This is a genomic window from Psychrobacter sp. NPDC077938, assembly GCF_044542635.1.
Classification (GTDB): domain Bacteria; phylum Pseudomonadota; class Gammaproteobacteria; order Pseudomonadales; family Moraxellaceae; genus Psychrobacter.
Genome location: NZ_JBITUW010000001.1, coordinates 584,301 through 607,823 on the forward strand (window position 1 = coordinate 584,301; position 23,523 = coordinate 607,823).

The 23,523-nt window shown below is 42.7% G+C and carries 21 protein-coding genes; 9 read left to right on the forward strand and 12 right to left on the reverse strand.

The genetic code is table 11. The annotated features are described in order from the left end of the window. The first annotated feature begins 409 nt into the window (after positions 1 to 409). From ACIGBM_RS02500 to ACIGBM_RS02515, 4 genes are all read left to right on the forward strand, one after another. Complete coding sequence (locus ACIGBM_RS02500) at positions 410 to 1,612, forward strand: flavin reductase family protein (protein ID WP_397476639.1); 1,203 nt, start codon at positions 410 to 412, stop codon at positions 1,610 to 1,612. A gap of 158 nt (positions 1,613 to 1,770) precedes the next feature. After that, positions 1,771 to 3,231 (forward strand): fatty acid desaturase family protein, encoded by a 1,461-nt coding sequence (locus ACIGBM_RS02505; RefSeq protein ID WP_397476640.1) that lies wholly within the window; start codon positions 1,771 to 1,773, stop codon positions 3,229 to 3,231. A 200-nt stretch (positions 3,232 to 3,431) separates the two neighbouring features. Continuing rightward, entirely contained in the window at positions 3,432 to 3,725 is a 294-nt protein-coding gene (locus tag ACIGBM_RS02510; protein ID WP_397476641.1) for a GNAT family N-acetyltransferase, read from the forward strand. A 157-nt stretch (positions 3,726 to 3,882) separates the two neighbouring features. Next, on the forward strand, positions 3,883 to 4,176 hold the full coding sequence (locus ACIGBM_RS02515; protein WP_397476642.1) for a 4a-hydroxytetrahydrobiopterin dehydratase: 294 nt from the start codon (positions 3,883 to 3,885) through the stop codon (positions 4,174 to 4,176). Positions 4,177 to 4,309: 133 nt separating this feature from the next. Here the strand turns inward: ACIGBM_RS02515 and ACIGBM_RS02520 are convergent, their stop codons facing one another. Further along, positions 4,310 to 4,465 (reverse strand): DUF1328 domain-containing protein, encoded by a 156-nt coding sequence (locus ACIGBM_RS02520; protein ID WP_082624527.1) that lies wholly within the window; start codon positions 4,463 to 4,465, stop codon positions 4,310 to 4,312. A 472-nt stretch (positions 4,466 to 4,937) separates the two neighbouring features. On the opposite strand from ACIGBM_RS02520, the gene ACIGBM_RS02525 reads away from it, so the two are divergent. Both ACIGBM_RS02525 and ACIGBM_RS02530 read left to right on the forward strand, forming a co-directional pair. After that, the gene (locus tag ACIGBM_RS02525) at positions 4,938 to 6,224 is read left to right on the forward strand and encodes a saccharopine dehydrogenase family protein (protein ID WP_397476643.1); all 1,287 of its coding nucleotides are present in this window, start codon (positions 4,938 to 4,940) and stop codon (positions 6,222 to 6,224) included. A gap of 751 nt (positions 6,225 to 6,975) precedes the next feature. After that, positions 6,976 to 7,554, forward strand: coding sequence for a hypothetical protein (locus tag ACIGBM_RS02530; RefSeq protein ID WP_397476644.1), 579 nt, complete (start codon positions 6,976 to 6,978; stop codon positions 7,552 to 7,554). A 116-nt stretch (positions 7,555 to 7,670) separates the two neighbouring features. On the opposite strand, the gene ACIGBM_RS02535 is transcribed toward ACIGBM_RS02530, so the two are convergent. Continuing rightward, on the reverse strand, positions 7,671 to 10,217 hold the full coding sequence (locus tag ACIGBM_RS02535) for a Tex family protein (protein ID WP_397476645.1): 2,547 nt from the start codon (positions 10,215 to 10,217) through the stop codon (positions 7,671 to 7,673). 378 nt (positions 10,218 to 10,595) lie between these two features. Here ACIGBM_RS02535 and ompR point away from each other — a divergent pair, with 378 nt between their 5' ends. After that, positions 10,596 to 11,354 carry a two-component system response regulator OmpR gene (gene ompR, locus ACIGBM_RS02540; protein ID WP_057757943.1) on the forward strand — a complete coding sequence of 253 codons (759 nt, stop codon included), beginning with the start codon at positions 10,596 to 10,598 and terminating at the stop codon, positions 11,352 to 11,354. 64 nt (positions 11,355 to 11,418) lie between these two features. Next, complete coding sequence (locus tag ACIGBM_RS02545; RefSeq protein WP_397476646.1) at positions 11,419 to 12,693, forward strand: CobW family GTP-binding protein; 1,275 nt, start codon at positions 11,419 to 11,421, stop codon at positions 12,691 to 12,693. A gap of 253 nt (positions 12,694 to 12,946) precedes the next feature. Here the strand turns inward: ACIGBM_RS02545 and ACIGBM_RS02550 are convergent, their stop codons facing one another. The 4 genes from ACIGBM_RS02550 to ubiG form a co-directional block, all read right to left on the reverse strand. Continuing rightward, positions 12,947 to 13,213, reverse strand: coding sequence for a DksA/TraR family C4-type zinc finger protein (locus ACIGBM_RS02550; RefSeq protein WP_101204603.1), 267 nt, complete (start codon positions 13,211 to 13,213; stop codon positions 12,947 to 12,949). Between the two features lie 158 nt (positions 13,214 to 13,371). Then, positions 13,372 to 14,208: a YciK family oxidoreductase gene (locus ACIGBM_RS02555; protein WP_397476647.1), complete on the reverse strand. Its 837-nt coding sequence runs from the start codon at positions 14,206 to 14,208 to the stop codon at positions 13,372 to 13,374. A gap of 75 nt (positions 14,209 to 14,283) precedes the next feature. Then, positions 14,284 to 14,994 (reverse strand): HAD family hydrolase, encoded by a 711-nt coding sequence (locus tag ACIGBM_RS02560; RefSeq protein WP_101204604.1) that lies wholly within the window; start codon positions 14,992 to 14,994, stop codon positions 14,284 to 14,286. Positions 14,995 to 15,061: 67 nt separating this feature from the next. After that, positions 15,062 to 15,889 (reverse strand): bifunctional 2-polyprenyl-6-hydroxyphenol methylase/3-demethylubiquinol 3-O-methyltransferase UbiG, encoded by an 828-nt coding sequence (ubiG, locus tag ACIGBM_RS02565; protein ID WP_397476648.1) that lies wholly within the window; start codon positions 15,887 to 15,889, stop codon positions 15,062 to 15,064. A 504-nt stretch (positions 15,890 to 16,393) separates the two neighbouring features. Here ubiG and ACIGBM_RS02570 point away from each other — a divergent pair. Then, positions 16,394 to 17,014 (forward strand): thiol:disulfide interchange protein DsbA/DsbL, encoded by a 621-nt coding sequence (locus tag ACIGBM_RS02570; protein ID WP_057757933.1) that lies wholly within the window; start codon positions 16,394 to 16,396, stop codon positions 17,012 to 17,014. Positions 17,015 to 17,214: 200 nt separating this feature from the next. Here ACIGBM_RS02570 and yjgA read toward each other — a convergent pair whose 3' ends face one another. From yjgA to pcnB, 6 genes are all read right to left on the reverse strand, one after another. Next, the gene (yjgA, locus tag ACIGBM_RS02575) at positions 17,215 to 17,727 is read right to left on the reverse strand and encodes a ribosome biogenesis factor YjgA (protein ID WP_057757930.1); all 513 of its coding nucleotides are present in this window, start codon (positions 17,725 to 17,727) and stop codon (positions 17,215 to 17,217) included. Between the two features lie 49 nt (positions 17,728 to 17,776). Beyond that, positions 17,777 to 18,742 carry an RNase adapter RapZ gene (gene rapZ / locus ACIGBM_RS02580; RefSeq protein WP_397476649.1) on the reverse strand — a complete coding sequence of 322 codons (966 nt, stop codon included), beginning with the start codon at positions 18,740 to 18,742 and terminating at the stop codon, positions 17,777 to 17,779. 51 nt (positions 18,743 to 18,793) lie between these two features. Beyond that, a complete protein-coding gene (gene panC, locus ACIGBM_RS02585; RefSeq protein WP_397476650.1) occupies positions 18,794 to 19,696 on the reverse strand; it encodes a pantoate--beta-alanine ligase in 903 nt (300 codons plus the stop codon). A gap of 48 nt (positions 19,697 to 19,744) precedes the next feature. After that, complete coding sequence (panB, locus tag ACIGBM_RS02590) at positions 19,745 to 20,545, reverse strand: 3-methyl-2-oxobutanoate hydroxymethyltransferase (protein ID WP_397476651.1); 801 nt, start codon at positions 20,543 to 20,545, stop codon at positions 19,745 to 19,747. Positions 20,546 to 20,671: 126 nt separating this feature from the next. Then, entirely contained in the window at positions 20,672 to 21,193 is a 522-nt protein-coding gene (gene folK, locus ACIGBM_RS02595) for a 2-amino-4-hydroxy-6-hydroxymethyldihydropteridine diphosphokinase (RefSeq protein ID WP_397476652.1), read from the reverse strand. Position 21,194: 1 nt separating this feature from the next. Then, positions 21,195 to 23,426: a polynucleotide adenylyltransferase PcnB gene (pcnB, locus tag ACIGBM_RS02600; protein ID WP_397476653.1), complete on the reverse strand. Its 2,232-nt coding sequence runs from the start codon at positions 23,424 to 23,426 to the stop codon at positions 21,195 to 21,197. Positions 23,427 to 23,523: the final 97 nt, after the last annotated feature.

A 23,523-nucleotide genomic window follows, 5' to 3' on the forward strand; every position in this document is an offset into this window, starting at 1 on the left:
CTCAGCGATGATGCCAAGCGTGCCGTACCTCAAAATCAGGGTTACAAATTATAGGTCATTATCGCATTGTGGCGCATACCCTGCAAGCTGACAGGTTGTTTTACCAGTTGTTTTACTGTTTTTGGCAGCAGGCTATGCCCTTTAACTATAAAACACGCGTTGGAAAAGTGACTCAAGAAGTCTTATCTTAATGAACCAACTTAACATTTTGATTCATTAGCGTTTTATAAAGACCACAAAAAATAGCATCAAAACTTTCGCAAATTTAATCAATAGCCGTTAGCATGTTAGTGTGGCTTAACAAGGTCTAATGGTTCGATTTCATTTTCGACTATCAAAATGACTTATTAGCTGACTTTGTACGCGTTACATTACTCACTTTCATAGCAATCATACAGGTACTGATAATATGGCCAACGGCTATCGCTCTGAAATTATTCAACGTGCGTTTGTCGATTTTATCGGATCGCGCTTACATCCGTTTTGGTCATTGACGACCCCCAAGTTACGCCTGATCGCACGCTATACATTAAGTGATGATTTGATAGCACTTCATTTTGAGACCAATAGAGCCTTTAAACAGCAGACTTCTGAGGTGATGGGTGGTTGGCAAGGCGGTCAATATCTTGATTTGCGCGTTTGTATCGATGGAGTTTATTATCAGCGTAGTTACTCAATAGTGGGCTTGGCACATCAACCACTCTGGTGGCTCGACGATGATACCGAGAGTCATACGGCAGACCAATGCCATACGGTAACTATCGCGATTAAACCGCAAGGATTGGTATCTGACTATTTAACCAAGCAGATGCCACTGGCTAGCGTCATTAATACAAGTCTGCCACTTGGGCATTTCACTTTGGAGCAGACCTCGATACTAAGGCATGAAATATCTGATAATAAGCAGCTCACTCCTTTGCTATTTATCGCTGGTGGTAGCGGTATCACACCCATGCTCGGACTCATCACTCAAGCGCTGAGTAATGGACATCAGGTGACGCTATTGCATTACAGCCGGACTGTTTCATACCAGCTTCAACATCAGTGGCAACAGCTGAACGAGGCACATCCAGACTTTATTTATCATCTAATCCATACTGAAGGGCCGACTACCTATTTGGCTGACACTAGATACTTGAGTGCAGAGAGTCTGCTGTCGCTAAACTTATCTCTAGCAGATACGCAAATATTTGCCTGCGGTTCACAAGCGTTATTAGCTGGCTTATATACGGCCGCCGCAGAGATAACTTTACCTACAGACAAACAGCTGCGCGATAACATCATCGTAGAGAACTTTGGTAACTCCCTAGCTAATGTTAATAACGGCAGCAATCAAACATTCGATAAGACGATACCTGTAGAAGAACACACTGTCTATTTGCGATCACGGCAGCGGCAATTTGTCAGCGACACGACCATACTGGCTGCGGCTGAGAATGCAGATGTACGACTAGCACATGGTTGTCGGCAAGGCATTTGCCAATTGTGCCGCTGTAATAAAGTCAGCGGCGTGGTCAAAAACGTCCAGACAGGGAAAGTGAGCGGGGATGGTTACGAGTCTATTCAGACTTGCATCAATATTGCCATGACTGATGTGGTTCTTGATGTTTAATGACTGATTTAATAGAACGACTGGCTCAATAGAAAGCATATGCTAGACAACCTATGAGAAATAAAAGACAAACGTTACTTTATAGGCTACAACTCAGATAACTTATCAAACCGGATGCAGTGCTGCTTATTCATGCCGTTTCGGTTAAGGATTTATTTATGCGCTTATTACCACCCGTTACTACGCCACAATCTGCTGTGCCTATCTTGACGCCTTTGTCCGATGCACAGCTAGTAAAACACGCGCCTTTACCTTTGACGCCGCAAACGCCTTACACGCAGCTTAATGATGAAGCAATCAATGATAGCGATCAGCCAGACACGTCAACACGGACTCGCTACCCAACAGTAACTGGCGCACCTTTATCAAAGCTTCAAAGTGATGCTTTAGCTGCAGAGCTCAATGCCCTGTATAAAAGCGTTATGGACTCGCTAGGTAGTAAGGATGCACGCTACATACAGCGGATATATGCCGCCGTGGTATATAGTGAAATTATCGCCCGTGGTCTACTTGCAGCGGCTGGGCGTATGCCATCGAAACGCAGTCTGGTCGCTACTTGGCTACTAGGTACGTCTTTACTTAGCTTTAGCAAAATATTGAACAATATGGAGCTGGGTCATAACGTCATGCATGGTCAATATGACTGGATGCAACACCCGCACCTTAATAGTCAAAAATTCGACTGGGATATTGTCTGCCCTGCTCCATTATGGCAACACTCTCATAATTATCTACATCATACTTTTACCAATATCGTTGGTCGTGATCATGACGTAGGCTATCACTTGATTCGAGTGACTGACGAGCAGCCTTGGACGCCAGAAGATCGCTACAATATGTTTAGTACAGCGGTACTGGCATTTGGCTTTGAATGGGCGGTAGCCTTTCATGACATCCAAATCAGTGCAGATGAATACGCCGACTCCCCTGATCTGCACAAAATCATGCAACAAAAGTCTCGCGCCTTATTTGCCAAAATTGGACGGCAAATAGGCAAAGACTATATCGCACTGCCATCTGTAGTAGCGCTGACACTAGGTCGTCGTAGCGCCTTTAGTACGCTGAGCGGTAACATGACTGCCAACACTGTCCGAAATCTATGGACGTGGGCGGTGATTTTTTGCGGCCATTTCACTGAGCAAGCGCATATCTATACCCAACTTGATGCCAATGAAAGTAAAGGCGATTGGTATGTACGCCAAATCCTTGGCTCTAGCAATATCAAAGGCAGCAAATGGTTTCACCTTTTGACAGGTAATTTGTCTCATCAAATTGAGCATCATATATTTCCTGATATGCCAGCTGGCCACTATGCAAAGATTGCACCGCAGGTACAGGCCATATGCCGTAAGTATGATTTAAGCTACAACACTGGCCGCTTTGGCACACAACTAAAGCAAGTACTGGGACGTATTTATCACTTTAGCAAACCTAGTGAAAAAGAATGGCAAGCCTATATGCAATCAACGGAAAATGCAGATAGTACTACTCTTAAAGATGATAGGTCAGCGAACGATTTAGAAGACAAAATAGAAGATAAATTAGCGATAGAAAATACTAGTGGTCTCACTCGCTTTTTACCTCCAGTCGTTCGTAAAGCCATATCCTATGCATGGTGACATATTCAGATTTGCAACCAGATACGACCATGATAAGGTAGGACAACAAACATAGATGACGTTAACAGTCGTCTTATCAACCATTACGGTAAGCGTCTAGATTGTTAAGCATCAAACCTACATACTAAACTGGCACTATCAAAATTAATAAAACATTTAGTTCATAATAAAAATTCGATAATAAAAAATGGAGTATATTAATGAGTAACCAAACTTCTAAACCAAATCTAGAAATTGTTCATAATCAAGCAGCGAACCGCTTTGAGACATCTGTCAATGGGCAGACAGGTTATATTAGCTATCAGGAAAGTGCTGACAAGTTGGTCTACGATCATACTATCGTACCGCAGCAATTAGGCGGTCAAGGCGTTGGTTCAGCACTGGTAAAGCACGCATTGAATTATGCACGTGAGCAAAACAAAAAAGTGATACCGCAATGCTCATTTGTCGCGTCATACATTAGCAAAAATCCTGAGTATCAAGATTTGATTTAACTGGCTAAGTAATTAGACTTAATCAATTCGTTAACGAGACTCAGTTAAGTGACATCGGGCGAAGCAGAAAAATATGTAGATATTTATTCAGCATAGGAGACATACCCCAACACCACTTTTAATAAACCAATTCGACATAACAATAAAGGTTATTAATATGAGTAGTTTATCTGACAAACAAATCAAGCTACAGCTAGAAGAGCTTGCTGGCTGGCAGCGTGACGGCAATAGCATCGTCAAGACATATCATTTCAGCGATTTTATCGAAGCTATGAGCTTTATGAATCAAGCGGCATTTCATGCTGAAGCGCTTGAACATCATCCTGAATGGCGTAACACCTATAATATCGTAGAAGTTCGTTTAACCAACCACGATACAGGCGGTATATCTAGTCTGGATATTCGTTTAGCCAAGCGCATGGAGCATATTATTCAGCCAAAACGGTTATAATCGCAAGTCTACAATGTATGCCTTGATGCCGATTAGTCTGGCGCTGTACCGATTATTTTATCTGAAACAGACAAAAAAAGACCCTCAATTGAGGGTCTTTTTTGTAGTAGGTGTTTACAACGATAAGCTGTATTTACATTTTACGACTGACAAAGGCAACGATAAACAAAATCACCGCAACTGCTAAGAAAATGTATGCCAAATTAGCAGACAAACCTGCGACACCGCCAAAACCTAGGAAACTCGCTAATAATGCGATCACTGCAAAAATAATAGCCCAACGAAACATAATCTTCTCCTCAAATAATGGTAAAAAACAGATATTAGAGTTTATATAGCATCCATTTAACTTGTTTTTATATAATGCTAGTTATTACTGTTTACGTGTATAGATTAGCAATGTTCGTCTCTAAAAAACGTTCATTTTAGTAATAATATCGGTAGGTTATGTAAAGTTTGTAGTAACTGTTAATGTCTCATACCTCTTTTTCTTTAATAGATGATATTTTCAAAATAGAATTATATTTCTGAATACAGCTTTATTTAACTGAGAATTCTTAGACTACATGCTTTTTTACTGGACTCTATTTCTCTAGCTGTATGCAGAACTATTTTAAATTTCTAACGTTATATGCAATGTTGTATGGGAGGTAGGCTGCAAACTATAAACTGTAGCGACCTCACAAACCCCTAACCTAATCAAACGACTTGGTTTATAGTTTACTATCCACCTATTCTCAAATCTATTAAGGACAATACATATGGATACTAATACGGATACTGAAACCCCTACACAAAAAACCAGCGGCGACACACGCCCTTATGCAGTTGTTCTATATGGTGCGACAAGTTTCGTCGGTCAGATCACTGCCCACTATTTAACCAATTTTTTATCAAATAATAAGAACGAAGATGGCTCAAATGTATCATGGGCGATCGCAGGCCGCGATGAAGACAAGCTCAACAAGCTACAGGCCAAACTTGAGAGCAAGGTAGACATTATTATTGCCAACAGTAACGATGCTGACAGCCTTGATAAGATGACAAAGCAAACTCAAGTCATCATCTCTACTGTAGGCCCATATCTGAAATATGGTGAGCCACTGATCAAATCTTGTGCTGAAAACGGTACAGATTATGTCGATCTTACTGGTGAGGCTATTTTCATTAAAGATATGATGGACAAGTACCAAGACACTGCCAAGCAAAGCGGTGCTCGTATCGTCAATTCTTGTGGTTTTGACTCTATCCCGTCAGATTTGGGCGCGTACTTTACCCAAGCCAAGGCAGAAGAAAAGTTCGGCGAGACCTGTAATGTCATTCATATGCGTGTCAAAGCCGCGAAAGGTGGTATCTCAGGCGGTACTATCGCGTCAATGGCATCAATATTTGAAGAAGCTGGTGAGGACAAAGCACGTCGCAAACAAGTGGCCAACCCTTACTTGTTAAACGATGATACTGATGCACCAAACGTACGTCAGGACAATGTCAGCAAACCAGTATATGACAGTAATCATAAGCGCTGGTTAGCACCGTTCGTCATGGCAACCATCAATACGCGTATCGTCCATCGTACTAACCAATTGCTCAGCTATGAATACGGTCGCGATTTTAAATATGACGAAGCAATGTGGATGAAAGACGGCGTCAAAGGAAAACTGTCTAGCTATGCTATGAGCGCAGGTTTACTAGGTTTTGCCACTGCGATGATGATCAAACCAAGTCGCGAGTTACTATCCAAGCACGTTTTACCAAAAGCTGGCTCAGGCCCTTCTAAGGACGAGCAAGAGAACGGCTACTTTGATATTCGTCACTTTGGACAAACGGCCAAAAATGACACTATTACCGTTAAAGTAACAGGTGATCGAGATCCTGGTTATGGCAGTACCTCTCGTATGATTTCGCAGGCGGCATTATGTCTGGCACAAGATATCAGCAAAGAGGACGTTGGCGGTGGTTTCTGGACACCAGCATCTGCGATGGGAGATAAGCTAATAACTCGCTTAGAAGCGCATTCTGGTCTTAGCTTTGAAGTGATTGATAGTTAATCTATTGAATGATAACAAAGGCTCAATGTCTTTATGACCGTATCTTGGTTTCGAGATACGGTTTTTTTATAGTTTACTCTAAATATTTAGACGAAAATTAAATGAAGAACAACGTATTTTTTTGGTGAACAATGTTTCTGTTTACCGATTATTTAATACTTTATGATACTAACCATTAATCCAATATTACTACTATCGTTTTATAAATATTGTAGAAAAATTATATGTAAACATTAGTTTAATTAAATGTATATTATCAAAAAACTTATGTACTAAAATCTGATAATTATCTAAACACTGGTTTTGAATTATAAATAAAAACTACTGATGAAAGTCTCTGTAATACTGACAAATAGCACTCAAAAAACTATTAATAACAATCAGCTAAGTTAAAATAACAACTATGAGCAATCAAATATTCATATTCTCAATACTAGAAACGTCGGTAGATATTTATTATTAGCAGATTCATTTATTAACAGTTGTAATAACACAATCAACCTTTGCTACTAATGAGTTTTGGGGAATCTAGAAGTTAAAATATTAGCTAGACTTTAGGTATGGCAGTTTCATAACGTCACAAGAAAACATTAAACTGTTAGAACCTTAATGAGTTTGCTACTGAAATATAAACTACATCGTTGATAATTTGCATACAGTATTTACAGACAACTTTAAATAAAAACAGCTCATCATTAAATATGAGTTATCGTTTTTAACTACTGCTAATTATGTATCATGGAGTTTTATAATGAAAAAGAATGTTTTATCACTAATCGTAGGCGCTACCCTTGTATTACCAACTATGGCAATGGCAGCACCCGTTAACAATAGCGATTTAATGCCAGCAGATATGCGTAATGCTGCTGTCGAGAGCACTGTGCAAGCCGAAATAGAAGGTCCTGATGGTGAGTTGCTAGCGACACAACCTGGCGCTGTAGATGTCGAAGCGTCAACTACTGCTGATGTCGATATGGACATGGGTAACGAAGCAGATGAGATGAACGACGAAACTGACGATATGGATAATGAAGCAAGCAATGATAATGCAGCTTTGATGAATAACGCTCAGGCAACAACCAATGCGGCAACAATGACTACTGCTACAACTGCTCAGGCTCCTGTACAGAACGCTCAAGCGCCTAACATGCAACACAGTAATGCAGACTATCAGCCTTTAATCGCTGGTGAAGCGGCTACTGAGAATAAAATTGCAGATGCTGCTAGTACCTTACAAGAAAAGAAAAAAGACAAGCGTGGTGAGTTATTAGCTACTCAGCCAGCAAATGTACAGTTTAAAGAGAACCGTCGTATCGCTGTATCACGCTAAGCAGATAATTAGTTTATTTGATTAGTTTGTAAGCGTATTACTTATATAAAAAGGCAGCCATAGGGCTGCCTTTTTTGTTATATCAAACTATAAATTTTAGCTGTTGTTAGCAGTGTTTATTTCTTAGTTTTAGTCACACCAGCTTCTTGTAATAAAGCGCCGAGTGTACCCATTTTACTTGGGGCTTCAGCTTTATCATTTTTCACTGGCTTACTACGATTGCTCGCGTTGTCTTTATCCTGACGCTTGCCACGTGGCTTAGACGGACGTTTGTCAGCAGCTGGACGGCTATTATTTGGACGGTCACTATTTGCATTATTGTTGCGTGGGCGACTGGTTTTCTCACCATCTGTACTAGCTGTCGTAGACTTGGCAGCCGTACGGACAGGTTTTTCAGATTCAGGTTTCATGCTAAAGCCGATACGACCACGTTTCTCATCAATAGAGATAACCCGTACCGATACGATATCGCCAGGTTTGACACGGTTCATAGGATCGGCGACAAAATCATTGGCCATCTGCGAGATATGTACCAGACCATCCTGATGGACACCCACATCAACGAAACAACCAAAGGCCGTTACGTTAGTGACTACCCCTTCTAACGTCATGCCTTCGCTCAAATCTTTGATGCTATTGACGTCATCACGGAAATTGGCCGTTTTAAACTCAGGACGAGGATCACGAGCAGGTTTAGCAAGCTCTTCGATAATCGCTTTTACGCTAACATTATCATCGTTAGCAGCCAGTATAGTCGTATCAATCGTATTTAATACGCTATCATTACCGATGACTTCTGACAACGGCTTGCCCGCTTGTGCGAGTAAGCTATCGACCAATGCATAGCTCTCTGGATGCACACCAGTGGCATCTAATGGATTGCTACCATTATGAATACGCAAGAAACCAGCTGCTTGCTCAAATGTCTTAGCGCCTAGACGTGGGACGTTTTTAAGCGCTTCACGGCTATCAAATGCACCGTGCTCTTTTCGATAGGTGGCAATTTGCTGCGCTACATTGCGGTTAAGACCTGCGATGTGAGCCAAGATAGCTGGGCTGGCTGTATTTACATCCACGCCAACGGCATTTACGCTATCTTGAGTTATTTTATCCAGACTGTCTGCAAGCTGGTTTTGATTGACGTCATGCTGATATTGACCAACGCCAATGGCTTTTGGATCAACTTTAACAAGCTCTGACAATGGATCCTGCAAGCGACGCGCGATAGAAACCGCGCCGCGTACAGAAACGTCTAGATTGGCAAGCTCATCACTAGCAAGTTCACTCGCTGAATAAACAGACGCGCCCGACTCATTAACGATAACGGCTTTGGCTTTTAGTGCATCGTTCGCAGCCAAAATCTCTTTGATCATCGCATCTGTTTCGCGACTTGCCGTACCATTACCGATAGCGACCAAATCAACGTTATAAGTACTTAATAACGCATCGATGACTTTTTTAGCTTCATCCATCTTATTATCAGGTGCGAACGGATACACTGTCGCTATGACAGGCTTCTCTTCGCTATCTGACATGACATGACCTTGCGCATCGACGATGGCCATTTTTACGCCATGACGGATACCAGGATCGACACCTAAGATTACTTTAGGGCCTGCAGGTGCAGACATTAGCAAATGCTGTAAGTTGCTAGCGAACACATCAATCGCATCCGCCTCTGCGGCTAGGCGCTTTTCAGTTAATAGGCGATGCTCAATATGCGGGCGCCATTTGTCTTTCCACAAGCTACTGGCTGCCGCTGCCAAAAACTCACGGCGTTCTGCTGGTGCTTTGGCATCGACGTCGAAATGACTGATGATTTTTTCGATAAATGGTGCGTCTTCGCCTTCAATTTTTAGACCCAAGACGTTTTCTTGACGGCCACGTAACATCGCCAATAAGCGATGATTTGGCAGTCGAGCAAGGCTTTCGCTATGTTCAAAATAGTCTTTGAATTTTTCGCCAACTTCGCGCTTTTCTTCGCTCGCAACGCTCGATACGATACTGGCAGTTTTGGCAAAACCACTGCGTAAGTTGTCCAACAAGCCCAATGCTTGTGTCCATTCATCAACGATAATCGCTTGTACGCCAGCGAGTTGTTTTTCGATATCGCTAAAATCAACCTCAATTTCATTACCACTGTCATCAGTGATACTTGACTGGACTTGATAATCAGCCAAGGCATCCGTCGGGGTGGTTTCTTGGGTCAAGACCGCTTGGGCAGCAGTATCAAGACCAGCGGCGCGAGCTTTGGCAGCAGGTGAACGACGACGCGGACGATATGGCAGATAGATATCTTCAAGCTCAAGCTTAGACGTCGCGTTATCGACACGCGTCTGTAGCTCGTCAGTCAGATTGCCCTGTGTGCTTAGCAGCTCAGTAATTTTGAGTCGACGTGTTGCCATGTCACGCTCATAGTTAAGCGACTTCTCTAAAGCACGCAGCTGCGCATCATCAAGATTCTGTGTCTTTTCTTTGCGGTAACGTGCAATAAAAGGAACCGTCGCGCCTTCATCATAAAGTTTGACAAACGCATTGACTTGAGCAGTCTTAATGCCAAGCGCGCGAGCAAGCTTGTCGTGAATATTCGCGTGTGTGGTTGCATCTAAAACCTGTGCATTTGTCGAGGTTTGAGATGACGTTAAGGTATCAGTGCTACTCATATACGTATCAATCGTTGAGAAATGTAGCTTTGCATTATAGCAAAAGCTGCATGAATAAAAATCCTTTTTATCTTTTCGTTATTTATTGCGCATTTTAGGACGCAAATCATTCTATATCACACATCCTATGGACTTGTTAAACAAACGCATACAGCATTTATTATCATGGGTGATGCAATTCTCGGTGCAATCTTATACACTAAAGTATCAATAACACAAATATTGATATGTGCTGACATATTGAACAATAGTTTTTAATTTTATGAAGTGCTTATTCGTAACCAATAATTAAATAATGATAATTAGTGGCAGTGTTTTTGCTCATAACTATTTACTTGTAGTTTCTGATAACAATAATTTTTATAAAAGGATGCCTGTATGACTGATAACAACAGCCCTGACACGTTAACTCAGCGTATTTTAGTCGTCGATGACGATGCTCGTCTGCGCTCTTTGTTGCAACGCTTCCTAGAAGACGACGGTTTTGTCGTTCGTACCGCTCATGACGGCAGTCAGATGGACAAACTCATGCAACGTGAGCTTTTCTCTTTAGTCGTACTCGATTTGATGCTACCAGGCGAAGACGGTATCAGTATCTGTAAGCGTCTGCGTGAAGACAATGCAGATATTCCTATCATTATGCTTACTGCCAAGGGTGGCGATGCTGATCGTATCGCAGGTCTAGAAGCGGGTGCAGATGATTATCTGCCCAAGCCTTTTAACCCAAAAGAGCTATTGGCTCGTATTAAAGCTGTACTACGTCGTCAAAACCGTGAATTGCCAGGTGCGCCAAGTCATCAAATGGAAGTGGTCGAGTTTGGTCCATGGACACTAGATCTATCGACTCGTACGCTCAAACGTGATGGCAACGTAGTCACTTTGACGACAGGTGAGTTTTCAGTACTAAAAGCGCTCGTACAACATCCACGTGAGCCATTGACTCGTGATAAGTTGATGAACCTTGCCCGTGGTCGTGAATGGGGTGCGATGGAGCGTTCTATCGACGTCCAAGTATCACGTCTGCGTCGCCTGATTGAGGACAACCCTTCACAAGCGCGTTATATCCAGACCGTATGGGGCGTTGGTTATGTGTTCGTTCCTGATGAAGCTGAGGTAGAAACCATCAAAAGTGAATAACTTTTGACTGATCTAATTTCTTTTAATATAGGCCGTGTTTGGTTACTCACAAACACGTGCCAATATGATGAGCATACCTGTGAAAAACCCTATTATTTTTCAAAACATACCCTGCACGTTAGTGACAGGGTTTTTAGGTGCTGGCAAAACCACCGTCATTAATCAATTACTGGCCACAAAGCCGAATGACGAACGCTGGGCTCTCTTAATCAATGAGTTTGGCCGTATCGGTATTGATGGTGCACTCCTAGCAAGCTCCCAAGATAACGATCTTGAGCAAAAAAATATCGCCATTCGTGAGGTTAGTGGTGGCTGTATTTGCTGTACCAGTCAGCTGCCCTTACAGATTGCAATCAGTCGCCTGCTCAGTGAACATCATCCGCAGCGATTACTCATTGAGCCCACAGGATTGGCACATCCACGCGAGCTGATACTACAACTCAGTGCTTCACATTGGCAAACGGCACTAAAAATGAATGCGGTCATAACCGTACTGAGTGGCGAGCAGTGGCAACAGAGTAAGTATCGTGATCATGATGGTTTTCAAGCGCATGTCCGCGATGCCGATGTGCTGATAATCAATCGTTATACCCAATTAGATACTAGCGAAAAACAGGTCTTGGTAGAATGGATAACCAAGCTAAATTCACAAGTAAAAATTATTTGGGCAGCATCAGGACTAACGGCATCTGAGGCAACAGGCTCATCAGACGTCCATTCATCAGATAAGTTTGTAGCAAACAAACTTGTAGCAGATGCATACTCGTCTACTTTAAACGACCAACTGAATAAGCCCAGCTATATCATTTCGAATCAACGAAAAGTCAGTATTGCTAATCCTAAAAAATCGTTGATTGGTGTACAGTCTCAATCCAACTCTTTAGCAACTCTACCATCATCGAGTTCATCTACCGATGAGAGCGAAGCTCAGGCCAATCCTCAGGCTAGTGCTGATAGTGATCTCCCCTATCGCTACCATGAAGATCAGCAAGATTTTCAATTGGCTGGATGGCGACTACCTGCACACTACATACTAAACGCTGACGATTTACAGAATTGGTTGTTAGCATTGCCAAACTGGCAACGTATAAAAGGCGTGGTGCATACTTCTGATGGCTGGATGCAGATCAATTTTAACCCTGGTAGTCTAACCACCAAAACCATTGATCCACAGACGGATAGTCGATTGGAAATTATTTTGCAATTAGGCAATACTGTCGATACACATGCTGTCGATAAAGCTACAGGAAAATCAGAAACTGAGAATGATGCCAAAGCGTCATCAGTATTGATAGATTGGGAAGAGTGCGATCGCGAACTGATGGCACTGGTTATATAGCAACAGACAAAAAAAGGGCGGACATTGCTATTTTATCTAGCAATGTCCGCCCTTTCTTTTTTCAACGCAACTAGGGCGTGTCCTCATTTTAAAAATGGTGATAAAAATGAAATAAATCGCAGTCAAACAAGGAAAATAGTGCAGATAATATCGAGATATTAGTCAGCTATTTGACGCCGTTTGGCAAGATTTAGCCATTTTTAACCCATTTAGACGACTATCGATTGAATTGAGGACACGCCCTAACTATTTTTTAACGCAATTGACTGTCTTTACTGCCACGACGATTGAATAGCTCAGCCGCTTTTGCTTCTTGTTCAAGCTCCGTCTGACAGCTAACACAATGCTGAATACCGGGCACTGCCAGTCGCCTTGCCTCTGGAATAGGCTTACCACATTCGTCACACAGCTCAGCACTCACACCTGTCGGTAACGAACGTCGCGCTCGCTCCAATGCATCATTGACAGTTGCATCCATTTGTTCGTGCTCAGCACCATCTCTTGACCAGCCACCTGCCATAATCTTATCCTATTTTTTATTCATTATAATTAGACAATACAAATGTCTTTAATAACAAATAGATGGGGCTAGTTATGGTTAATTGCAACCTGCGATAGTGTATAAAACCATCAATAAAGAGTGACGTAATTATTTTGACTCACCTTAAAACTTTGCTACTAATCTTTAGGTTGTAGCTCAATCACTTGACCGCGTACGCCAATGCTTTCATCACTCATCAGGCAGACATAGCCTGCCATGATATCCTCAGGTGTTTTTAAGCTCATAGGGTTTTCACCTGGATACGCATGTGCGCGCATGTTGGTACGAGTACCACCCGGATTAACGCAGTTAAAACGTAGATTGGTAGTGTTCTGAGTCTCTTGAGTAAAGATATCACTCATACCTTCTACTGCTTGTTTGGAAAGTGCATAAGCACCCCAAAATGCGCGAGGATGTGTACCTACAGTGCTAGAGGTGAAAACGACAGAGCCATGATCAGCATCTTTTAATAACGGCAATAGCGCTTGAGTCAGCATAAAAGTCGCTGTGAAATTGACTTTCATCACTTGGGCAAAAGTATCGACGTCATACATCTCAAGCGGCGTCAATTGTCCTAATACACCAGCATTATGCAATATGCCATCTAACTGGCCGACTTCTTTATTGATTAGCCCTTCGAGCTGCTGCATTTCAGCGTAAGTTGCCCCTTCTAGATTCATCGGCAACATAGCAGGCTGCTTACCTCCAAGGCTTTCAATCTCATCGTAGACATATTCAAGCTTGCTACTAGTGCGTCCTAATAATAAAACAGTGGCTCCATAACGCGCATAGGTCAATGCGGCAACACGGCCAATACCATCCCCCGCTCCTGTTACCAAAATAGTCTTACCATCTAGGCAATTACTTGACGGTACAAAGCTACGAATATCATCATGAGTCAAAGGCTGAATAGGACTTTGAACAGTTTGTTTATTGTCTTGTGGATCGACTGGTTGATTATTATTGTCACTCATGGCATTGCTCACTACTTATCATTAAATCGTTGAGGATATGTGCTTATGGTTGAAAAACTGGTGATATATAGCAGTCTATAAATACTCAAACTTACCAGACGATAGCAGTAATTTGTTTAACTGCTCAGGCGTATCCGTAATATAGTCGGCGCCCCATTTTTTTAAAGACTTTTGATCTTCAGGTGGAATATATCCATAAGCGGCCAAAATCGTTGGCATGCCAGCGGCGTTGCCAGCTTCAATATCACGCACATGATCACCGACATAGAGCACGCAGCCTGCCGCGCCTCGTGGAATACCCAGTTTTTCCAGCGCCATATACATTGGCTCTGGGTCTGGTTTGGTACGTGATACATCATCTGGACAGACCAAAACCGCACAGCGTTGATCCAGTTGCATCTCACTTAATAGCTTTTCGGCTAAATAACGTGGCTTGTTGGTAACGATACCCCACGGCACACCTTTTGCTTCAAGTTCAGTCAGTACCGCTTCAAGCGCCTGAAACACGCAGCTATCTACACAGATATCTGCTTCATAATCATCTAAGAACTGCTGACGAAACTCAAGCAACGCTTCCTCGCTGACTTCGAGTTGATCGTTATGTCTTAGCATCAATTGCACCATGGCCGAGGCACCCGCAGAGACTTGCTCGCGGATTTCCGCTTCAGGCGGTGCCTGCCAGTCATTTTCGAGACTCATTTTACCAATGATACGAACAAAATCAGCAGCAGTATCGATTAATGTCCCATCAAGGTCAAATAAAACAGCTTTTACAAATTGGGTCATAGTGAATGCTCTTGAGATTGATGACGTGTTTAGTGAAAGTATGGCAAATAAATGGCTGCGTGCAGCATTAAACCAATGGCTTTTGTACGGCTATCATATAATTAACATCGACGTTTTGGGCAAGCCAGTAGCGTTTGGTCAGCGGATTATAATGCAAACCGATAATATCCTGACGAACAAATCCAGTATTAAGTGCAATCTTGTCTAATTCAGCTGGCGTAATAAACTTGGCATAGTCATGGGTACCACGATCAAGCAATCGCAGCACATACTCTGCACCAACGATGGCAAACAGATAAGATTTAGGATTGCGATTAATCGTTGATAGTACACAGACACCGCCAGGAGCCAGTAACTCATAACAAGCCTGCACAATCGAGCTAGGATCTGGCACGTGCTCTAGCATCTCCATGCACGTCACCACATCAAACTGACCAGCCTGCGTTTTTGCCAACTCTTCAACGGGTATATGCTGATAGCGTAGCGTATTGTCTAACTGGCTTTGCTCCGCATGTAATGCTGCAGCCTTTAGGTTCTCTGTACCTAAATCAATCCCTGTCACATCAGCACCGCGGCGTGCCATAGATTCTGACAATATTCCGCCGCCGCACCCTACATCGAGTACTTTTTTGCCAGCAAGTCCTTGCTCAGCGGTTTTATTAGCAGCGTTTTGATAGCCACGTTTGACGTTTTCTTCTATCCAGTTTAAACGTAATGGATTGATCTCGTGTAGCGTTGCAAAGGCCCCTGTGTTGCTCCACCACTCACTCGCCAAGTTATTAAATTTTTCGACTTCGCTAGGATCCACGTTGATGGTGTTAGACTCTGTATTATTGAAAGTGCTATTGTTATTTTGATCACTCGAAGTTGATGAAGAATTTAAAACTGAGCTCATGGTATGTTCCTTGATTGTCACTATCGTATTATCGTTTACAGTGCACGATTATGTACTTAATATTAGCATGAGAGTAGCAGTTTTGTCGTAAGCACATCGTCACCGATTGTGAATAGGCTTAAACTTTACCCTGTTTTTTGGGCAGTATCTTAATATAGAAGAGCTAAATACTTTTGTGACAATATCGCATCCTAATACTTCCGACTATCTTAAATCTTACATAGAAATAAAGTAGACGTTTGAGAAACAGTAGGTTCAGAAAGTAACAAGCAATATACCTTAAATAATAGCTAACAGCTTTACAACTATCGGTTAAGAATGCGATTCACAAGTACATACATTTTACGTTATCATAGTCGATACTTTGCTATTGTTCGATTATACTCGACACTGTCTGGTTTAGACCCTTTAAAAACTATATATTTTAAAGGGTCACATGTTTAACAACCATATAGACACCAACCTCTTAACCCATTCTAAGTCTCCACACCTCAAGGATAAAGTATGAAACGTGTCATCACACTGACTGGTCTAGCCATGGCCATTGGACTTGCCTCTATGGGCGCACAAGCTGCAGACTATGTCGCTGGAAAAGATTACCGTGTGCTAGACAACCCAGAGAAAATCAGCGGTGATGCTATCATTGTTCGTGAATTCTTTTGGTATGGCTGCCCACATTGTAATGCGCTTAACCCGCACATGGAAAAATGGGCAAAAACCAAAGACAAAGATGTTGCATTCTTCAAGACACCAGCAGCACTTAACCCTGTTTGGGAAGCCAATGCTCGCGGTTTCTATGCGGCTCAGCTTTTAGGCTTTGAAAGCAAAACTCATGACGCATTATTTGACGCTATCCATAAAGATGGTAAAAAACTGTTTGACCAAGCGTCACTAAGCAAATGGTATGCATCAAAAGGTGTTGATGAAAAGAAATTTAATAGCCTATATAACTCATTTGCTGTTGGCACAAAAATCGGTCGTTCTCAAGAAGGCGCCAAGCGTTATCAAATCACTGGTGTCCCATCTGTCGTTGTACAAGGCAAATATGTGGTAACTGGTGAAAACGCTAAAGTCGCTAAAGTTGTTGACTATTTAGTTGACAAAACTCGCGCTGAAAAGAAATAATTCGAGCCATAAGTACTTGAATAACTCACATGACGTATAGCACATTTGTATGTCGTGCACAAAAAAGCCAATCATATATTGATTGGCTTTTTTGCATCTTAACCTTTTAGCTATACGTCTTTTAATTACTCATTTTTTAATTGCTAGTCTTTCAACTAATAAAATTCTAATTAATAGATTTCTAGCTTGGTATATAGATATTATTTCTTCAGCTGCGATAAAATAGCCACTTCACGAATATAACTTGCCAAATCTGCTTTAGATTCTGCTAGCAACTCATCATCTTGCATATGTTTGGCATACTCTATCCACAATAATAACTGATACATACTGTGGTGCTCAGAAGCTTTATATTGCTTCACAAATTGCTTGAGCGTACCTTCATCATTGATATTCAGACGCTCGTACCAGCTCTCTATTTTTGAGACTTGCTCTTTAGGAAAAAAGGCATCAAATAGTGCCTTTATCAGCTCATGACGATTCTCTTCAATCATAAGCTTGCCAACACGTTTGGTCTGACGATTACGAGCATTGGCACTAGTAATATCAGCCAATGCCATTAGCTCAGCCATAAAATAATCACTGGCAGGTAAGGCTTTTAGCTGTTTTTTCGATAAGCTAGCAAGCGGTATCGACAACTGTTGCAAGCGCTCGTGGGCTTTTTTGAGTTCTGTGCGCGAAACGCGCATGTCCTGTTCTTTCCAGTCGATCATAAAAGCTTTCCAAAATAATAATTAATAAATTAAATAGTGTCTGATATCATTACCAACGACTTTTTTCGCGGTGTTTTGCCAATACCTTCACGCCTTTAGGCATGGCCTCAGCAAGGCGGTGTTGTAGATGATCAGTGATAAAAACAGAGCGATGTTTGCCGCCCGTACAGCCTATGGCAACCGTGACCGTATGACGATTATTGTGCAAAAACTCTGGTAGCCAACGGGTCAAAAACTTATCAATATCACCCATCATTTCTGCTACTTCTGGATAATCTGAGAAGAATGCGCCTACCTCAGTATCCAGACCTGTCGAGTCACGTAACTCAGGGTTCCAATGCGGATTCGGTAAAATTCTAACATCGAATACAAAGTCAGCATCAATAGGACTACCGTATTTAAAACCGAAAGACAGTAGATTGATGACAATCTGATTGTCCATGCCTATGTGTTCACGCAAGCTGTCTTTTAACTGATGAATATTTAGGCTACTGGTATCAATCCTAATATCAGCATGACCAGCAATTGGCTCTAATAGCTCAACTTCTTTTTTGATAGCAGCAGGTAAATTAAAGGCAATATGCTTAGCATTGTCACTATCAATATCTTGAGACATTAGCGGATGTACACGGCGTGTCGCATTGAAACGGGCTATCAGCGTACTCTCTTGTGCAGTCACATATAAAATTTGTACCGCATGAGACCCATAAGTTTCCTTGAGAGAAGCATACGTCACTGCAAAGTTAGATAAATCAGCACGTGGCGTTCGAATATCGACACCCAGCGCAATACGATGAATGCCGCTTTCATTGACCAGTTTATGAGCGGCATTAGGTAACAAAGACAGTGGTAAGTTATCAATAGAGTAATAGCCTAGATCTTCTAAGATATTCAATACTGAGGTTTTACCAGATCCTGAACGCCCTGAGACCACCAGTATACTGAGCTTATTCGTAGACGTCTGATCCGCTATCGTTGCTGCCGCATTACTATTTTGATCCTGACTTACACCCATGATCTACTCATCCAAGTCTATTGTATCTAGTCTACTGCTACGTCATAAAAGCTAATTTACCACTACCAACTGATTGTCTAACAAACGCGCTTTTCCTAGCCATGCTGCAACTAAAATAACGATGTTTTTGTTCTCTGTATTAAAGGTTTTAGAGTCACTTACGACAGAACCTAACTCCTCAGTCTTTACTTCCAGATAATCAATAATAAAACCTGCGTCACTAATACGTGTCCGCGTATCTACTAATAGCTTATCAAATGCTTGCTGACTAAGAGCCGTACTTTTCAAACTCTGCGCTAATTCTTGCAATGCTTGATGTAATACAGGGGCAACTTGACGCTCATTTGCACTTAAGTATTGATTACGCGATGATAGCGCTAAGCCATCATCAGCACGAACAATAGGCGCACCAATGATATTAATAGGATAACTCAAGTCACGTACCAACTGCTTAATAATAGTAAGCTGCTGATAGTCTTTTTGTCCAAATACTGCCACATCTGGTTGTAAGATATTGAATAGTTTAGCGACAACAATACCAACACCATCAAAGTGTCCAGGACGTGATTGACCACATAACTGATTGGCAACAGCACCAGCTAATACAGCAGTAGGTGGTGGTAATACTGGATACATTGCATCAATGCTAGGTGCAAATACGTAATCTGCATTCACTGTCGCAAGCTTAGCCACATCTGCATCTAGTGTACGCGGATAGCTGTCAAAATCTTCCCCAACGCCAAACTGAGTGGGGTTAACGAAGATACTGACCACCACTACATCTGCATGCTGTTTGGCAATCTTTACTAGCTCAAGATGACCGTCATGCAGATTACCCATCGTTGGTACTAACGCAATGCGCTGCTGACGGCCTTGTTTGTCACTTTGCTGACCACGATAAGGCTGAAGCGCTTCACGTAGTGACGAGATATCATGATAAATAATTGGAGACATGATTACTTTTCTTCTATTCAAACGTTCTGTTGTTCAATAGCTTCAAAATCAGCTAAATTGGTGCTGCTCAGTCGGGAAGCTACCTTCGCGTACTGACTGCTGATAGAGCCCAAAAGCACCTTCGATACTGTGTGCACTATTGCGCTCATCTGTTAAAAAGTCATGGATAAAACGTGGCACTCGGCCATGCGCCATACCTAGCATGTCGTGCATAACCAATACCTGACCATCAGTATCGGCTCCAGCACCAATACCAATAACTGGCACGGCTACAGCTTCAGTAACGGCTTTTGCAAGCGCAGCTGGCACACATTCTAACACTAGCAGTGCAGCGCCAGCTTCAACGACTGCCTTAGCATCGGCAAGCAGTTTATCAGCTGCTTCATCGCCGCGACCTTGTATTTTATAACCACCAAACACGTTGACTGATTGCGGAGTCAAACCAAGATGCACACAAGTTGGTGTACCTGCTTGCGCTAAGGCTGTTACCAATTCACACAGCTCACTACCACCTTCGATTTTTATGACATGCGCCCCTGCTTGCATTAGCGTGCGGCTATTAGTAACGGCTTCTGGCAATGTCACATAACTCATAAACGGCAGATCAGCCAATATCAACGCGTGTTTGTTACTACGGGCAATATTAGCAGTGTGATAAGCCATATCATTAACTGTCACAGGTAGTGTTGAGTCATGACCTTGTACAACCATGCCCAAGCTATCCCCAATTAAAATCGTATCAATTTCGGCCTTTTCCATCATTCGTGCAAACATCGAGTCATAACAGGTCAAGCAAGTGAACTTGGTACCGTCTTTTTTAAACTTATTTAGAGTAGATAATGTCGTCATATGACCCTCAATTAATCTGCAATGCCTTTGATTATCAATACTGCTACTATTCTAGCTGTGATCGAGAGGTCTCAGACCAATCTCTCAATCATTTATCGTCTATTACCTAGCATCATTTACTTATAATCAATCGCTTGATAGTAATGTTAAACCTGTCCAATCGCGACTTTGTGAATAGTCACCTATCAACTTACCTGCGATGGTTAAATTTGGTGCCAACTCTCGCAGTGGTATTAAGACAAAATTGCGATCACCTAAACCAGCGTGCGGTATTGTCAGTGTTGGATCAGTAATCTGTGTTTCACCGTATAGCAAAATATCAACGTCCAGACTACGTTCACCCCAACGGCGCAAACGTGCCCGCTTGGCCATGCTCTCTAACTGCTGACAAAAAGCAAGCAACTCATAAGGAGCAAACGTTGTCTCAAAACCAGCCACTGCATTGACAAAATCTGGTTGGTCTTGTGGCCCCATCGGTGCTGAAGCGTAAAAAGAAGAGACACTTACCTCACGTACCTGCTCATGTGCTCGCATTACTGCAAGCGCCTGCTGCAAATGATCGGCAGGCGAACCCAGCTCATTAGCGAGGTTGCTACCCAAGCCCACATAACAGGTAACCCAGTTACTATTATCTGTACTGTTATCCATATTATACGCTTTCAGTACTAGGCTGACGGCGGCGGCGCTTCGATGGTACAGGGCCTTTGTTATCAGTTACTTTCACAGCAGGCATCTGATCATTCGTATCTTGCTTCGCTTTAGCAGCCTTTGCAGTAGTTGCTTTCACCGATTTCTTGGCTCTCGCAGGTGCAGCAGTTTTTGTAGTGTCTTTGCTATCTACTGCCTTGCTAGCTGCTACCTTTACACTTTTAGTATCGCTTTTATCAGTCGATTCCATTGCAGGTTTAGGCGCTTTTTTCACATACTTCGCTGCTGGCTGTGCTTTGCCATTACTGCCCTTCGCATCTCTATTGCTTTGTGCTTCAATGTTGCTCGCACTATCTACAGTAGGTTGACGACGGCGACGCTTATGCGGGATCGGCTCGTTATTCATACTGACTAGCGCAGGTGATCTTGCGATCGAGCGAGCTGGTCTAACCTGACTAGCTGACGCTTGAGCTTCTGGCTGATTAGTATTAGACGGCTGAGTGCTACTATCTACGCGCTCAACTTTAGCCGCTTGTTTTGGTGCATTTTGATTGGTTGATGCTGGCTTTCGTACAGGCGCTTTACTACGTTTCGACGTACCATCGGCTGACAATTGCTTCTGCAATGGCGGCACAACGTTCTCATGCTCGATAATAAATAATGGCTTAGGCTTTGCCTGTTGACTTGCCGATTGTTTGTTATTAGCAAGAGACAACTGCTGTAGCTGAGCAAGCTCGTTATTATCTTGCTCTACTTGCTGCACGTTGTGTCTGCCGCTGTCATTGCGACCAGCTTTAGATTGGCTGGCAGCACGGCGACGACGGGCTGGAATATTTGACGAATCATTTACCATTGTTTGATCATTTCTACCTTTTTCAGCACGGTCATCGGCTTTATTTTGCTTTGTACTGTTCTGATTGGGTGTTGCGTTATCAGTAGTCTGTGTTTTTGATTCTTGACGATTACGTCCGCGACCACGTTGCCCTTTTTTATAAGCGCCTCGGCGAATATTTTCGTCAAATTCATCAATCGCCTGCTGCTGCTCTTGTTCAGACAAGGTTTGATACGTCTGCCACCAGTCACCCATATCGTTGGTTGACTCTGATAGCGGATGCTCAGCATCACCACATTGCTCACGCAATAACAAAAAGTCAAAGCCCGCACGGAAACGTGGATGCTCAGATAGCTGAACGATTTGTTTGCTACGTGGAGCTGCAAGTCTTGGCTGCAATATCCAGATATCACGGATAAATTGCTCAGCAAATTTCGGAATAGCGGTTTTGATACGCTGACGGTCGATGACTTTACCAGCAGCATGCATTTGCGCTTCGGCAAACGGCATATTGCGCTTCTTAGCTTTTGCTAATTGATGTAGGTAGTTTTCCCACAGTAAGGCAGCATAGAAGAACGCAGGGTTGATACTCTTGCCCGCTGCAATACGCTTATCAGTATTGATAGCTACCTGATTGACTAAAGCACTTGGCTCAGACGGTGGATAGATAATGAGACTATCAATCGCACCTGATTCAAACAATAATGGCAATAGGGGTACTAGATAGCCACCGGTAAACATCTTTTGCGTTTCATCATAGAGACGATGCGGTGATATTTGCTCAAGCAGCGCCCAGTTCCCATCATTAAATTGAGCAGACAACGCTTCATCAAACTCAAAACCTAACTTGGCTTTGAAACGTAAGGCACGTAACAAGCGCACAGGATCTTCTTCGATACGTACTGGCGCATTGCCCAATAGACGAATGATTCTGTTATCAATATCATCAAGCGCGCCGCAGAAATCATGGACGATGCCTTTGAGCGGTTGATAATAAAGCGCATTAATAGAGAAATCGCGACGGGAGAAATCTTGTTGGATATCGCCCCAAACATTGTCACGCAGAATCATACCGTCTTGATTGGTATTAGCATCACTGGTTGGTGGACCACGGAAAGTAGCAACTTCAATCAACTCGCGACCTGAATACACATGTGCCAACTGGAAGCGGCGACCGATAATGCGGCAGCGCTTACCAAAGACATCTTTAATCTCATGTGGCTTGGCATCAGTGACGGCATCAAAGTCTTTCGGGCGCAGACCTAATAAAGTATCGCGCACACCACCACCGACGATATACGCATCAAACCCAGCACGGGTCAATGTGGCAATCACTTCAGTAATGGAATTGGGTAATTCAGATTTGTTCAGTTCTAACTGCTTGGCGGCACGCTCGGCCATGCATCTACTCCTCGCCGGTATTCTTTAACTACCCCTGAATAACACAGCGTTTATCAGGCGGATGTACCCGCTAGTTTAACAAATTTTGGACCTACTG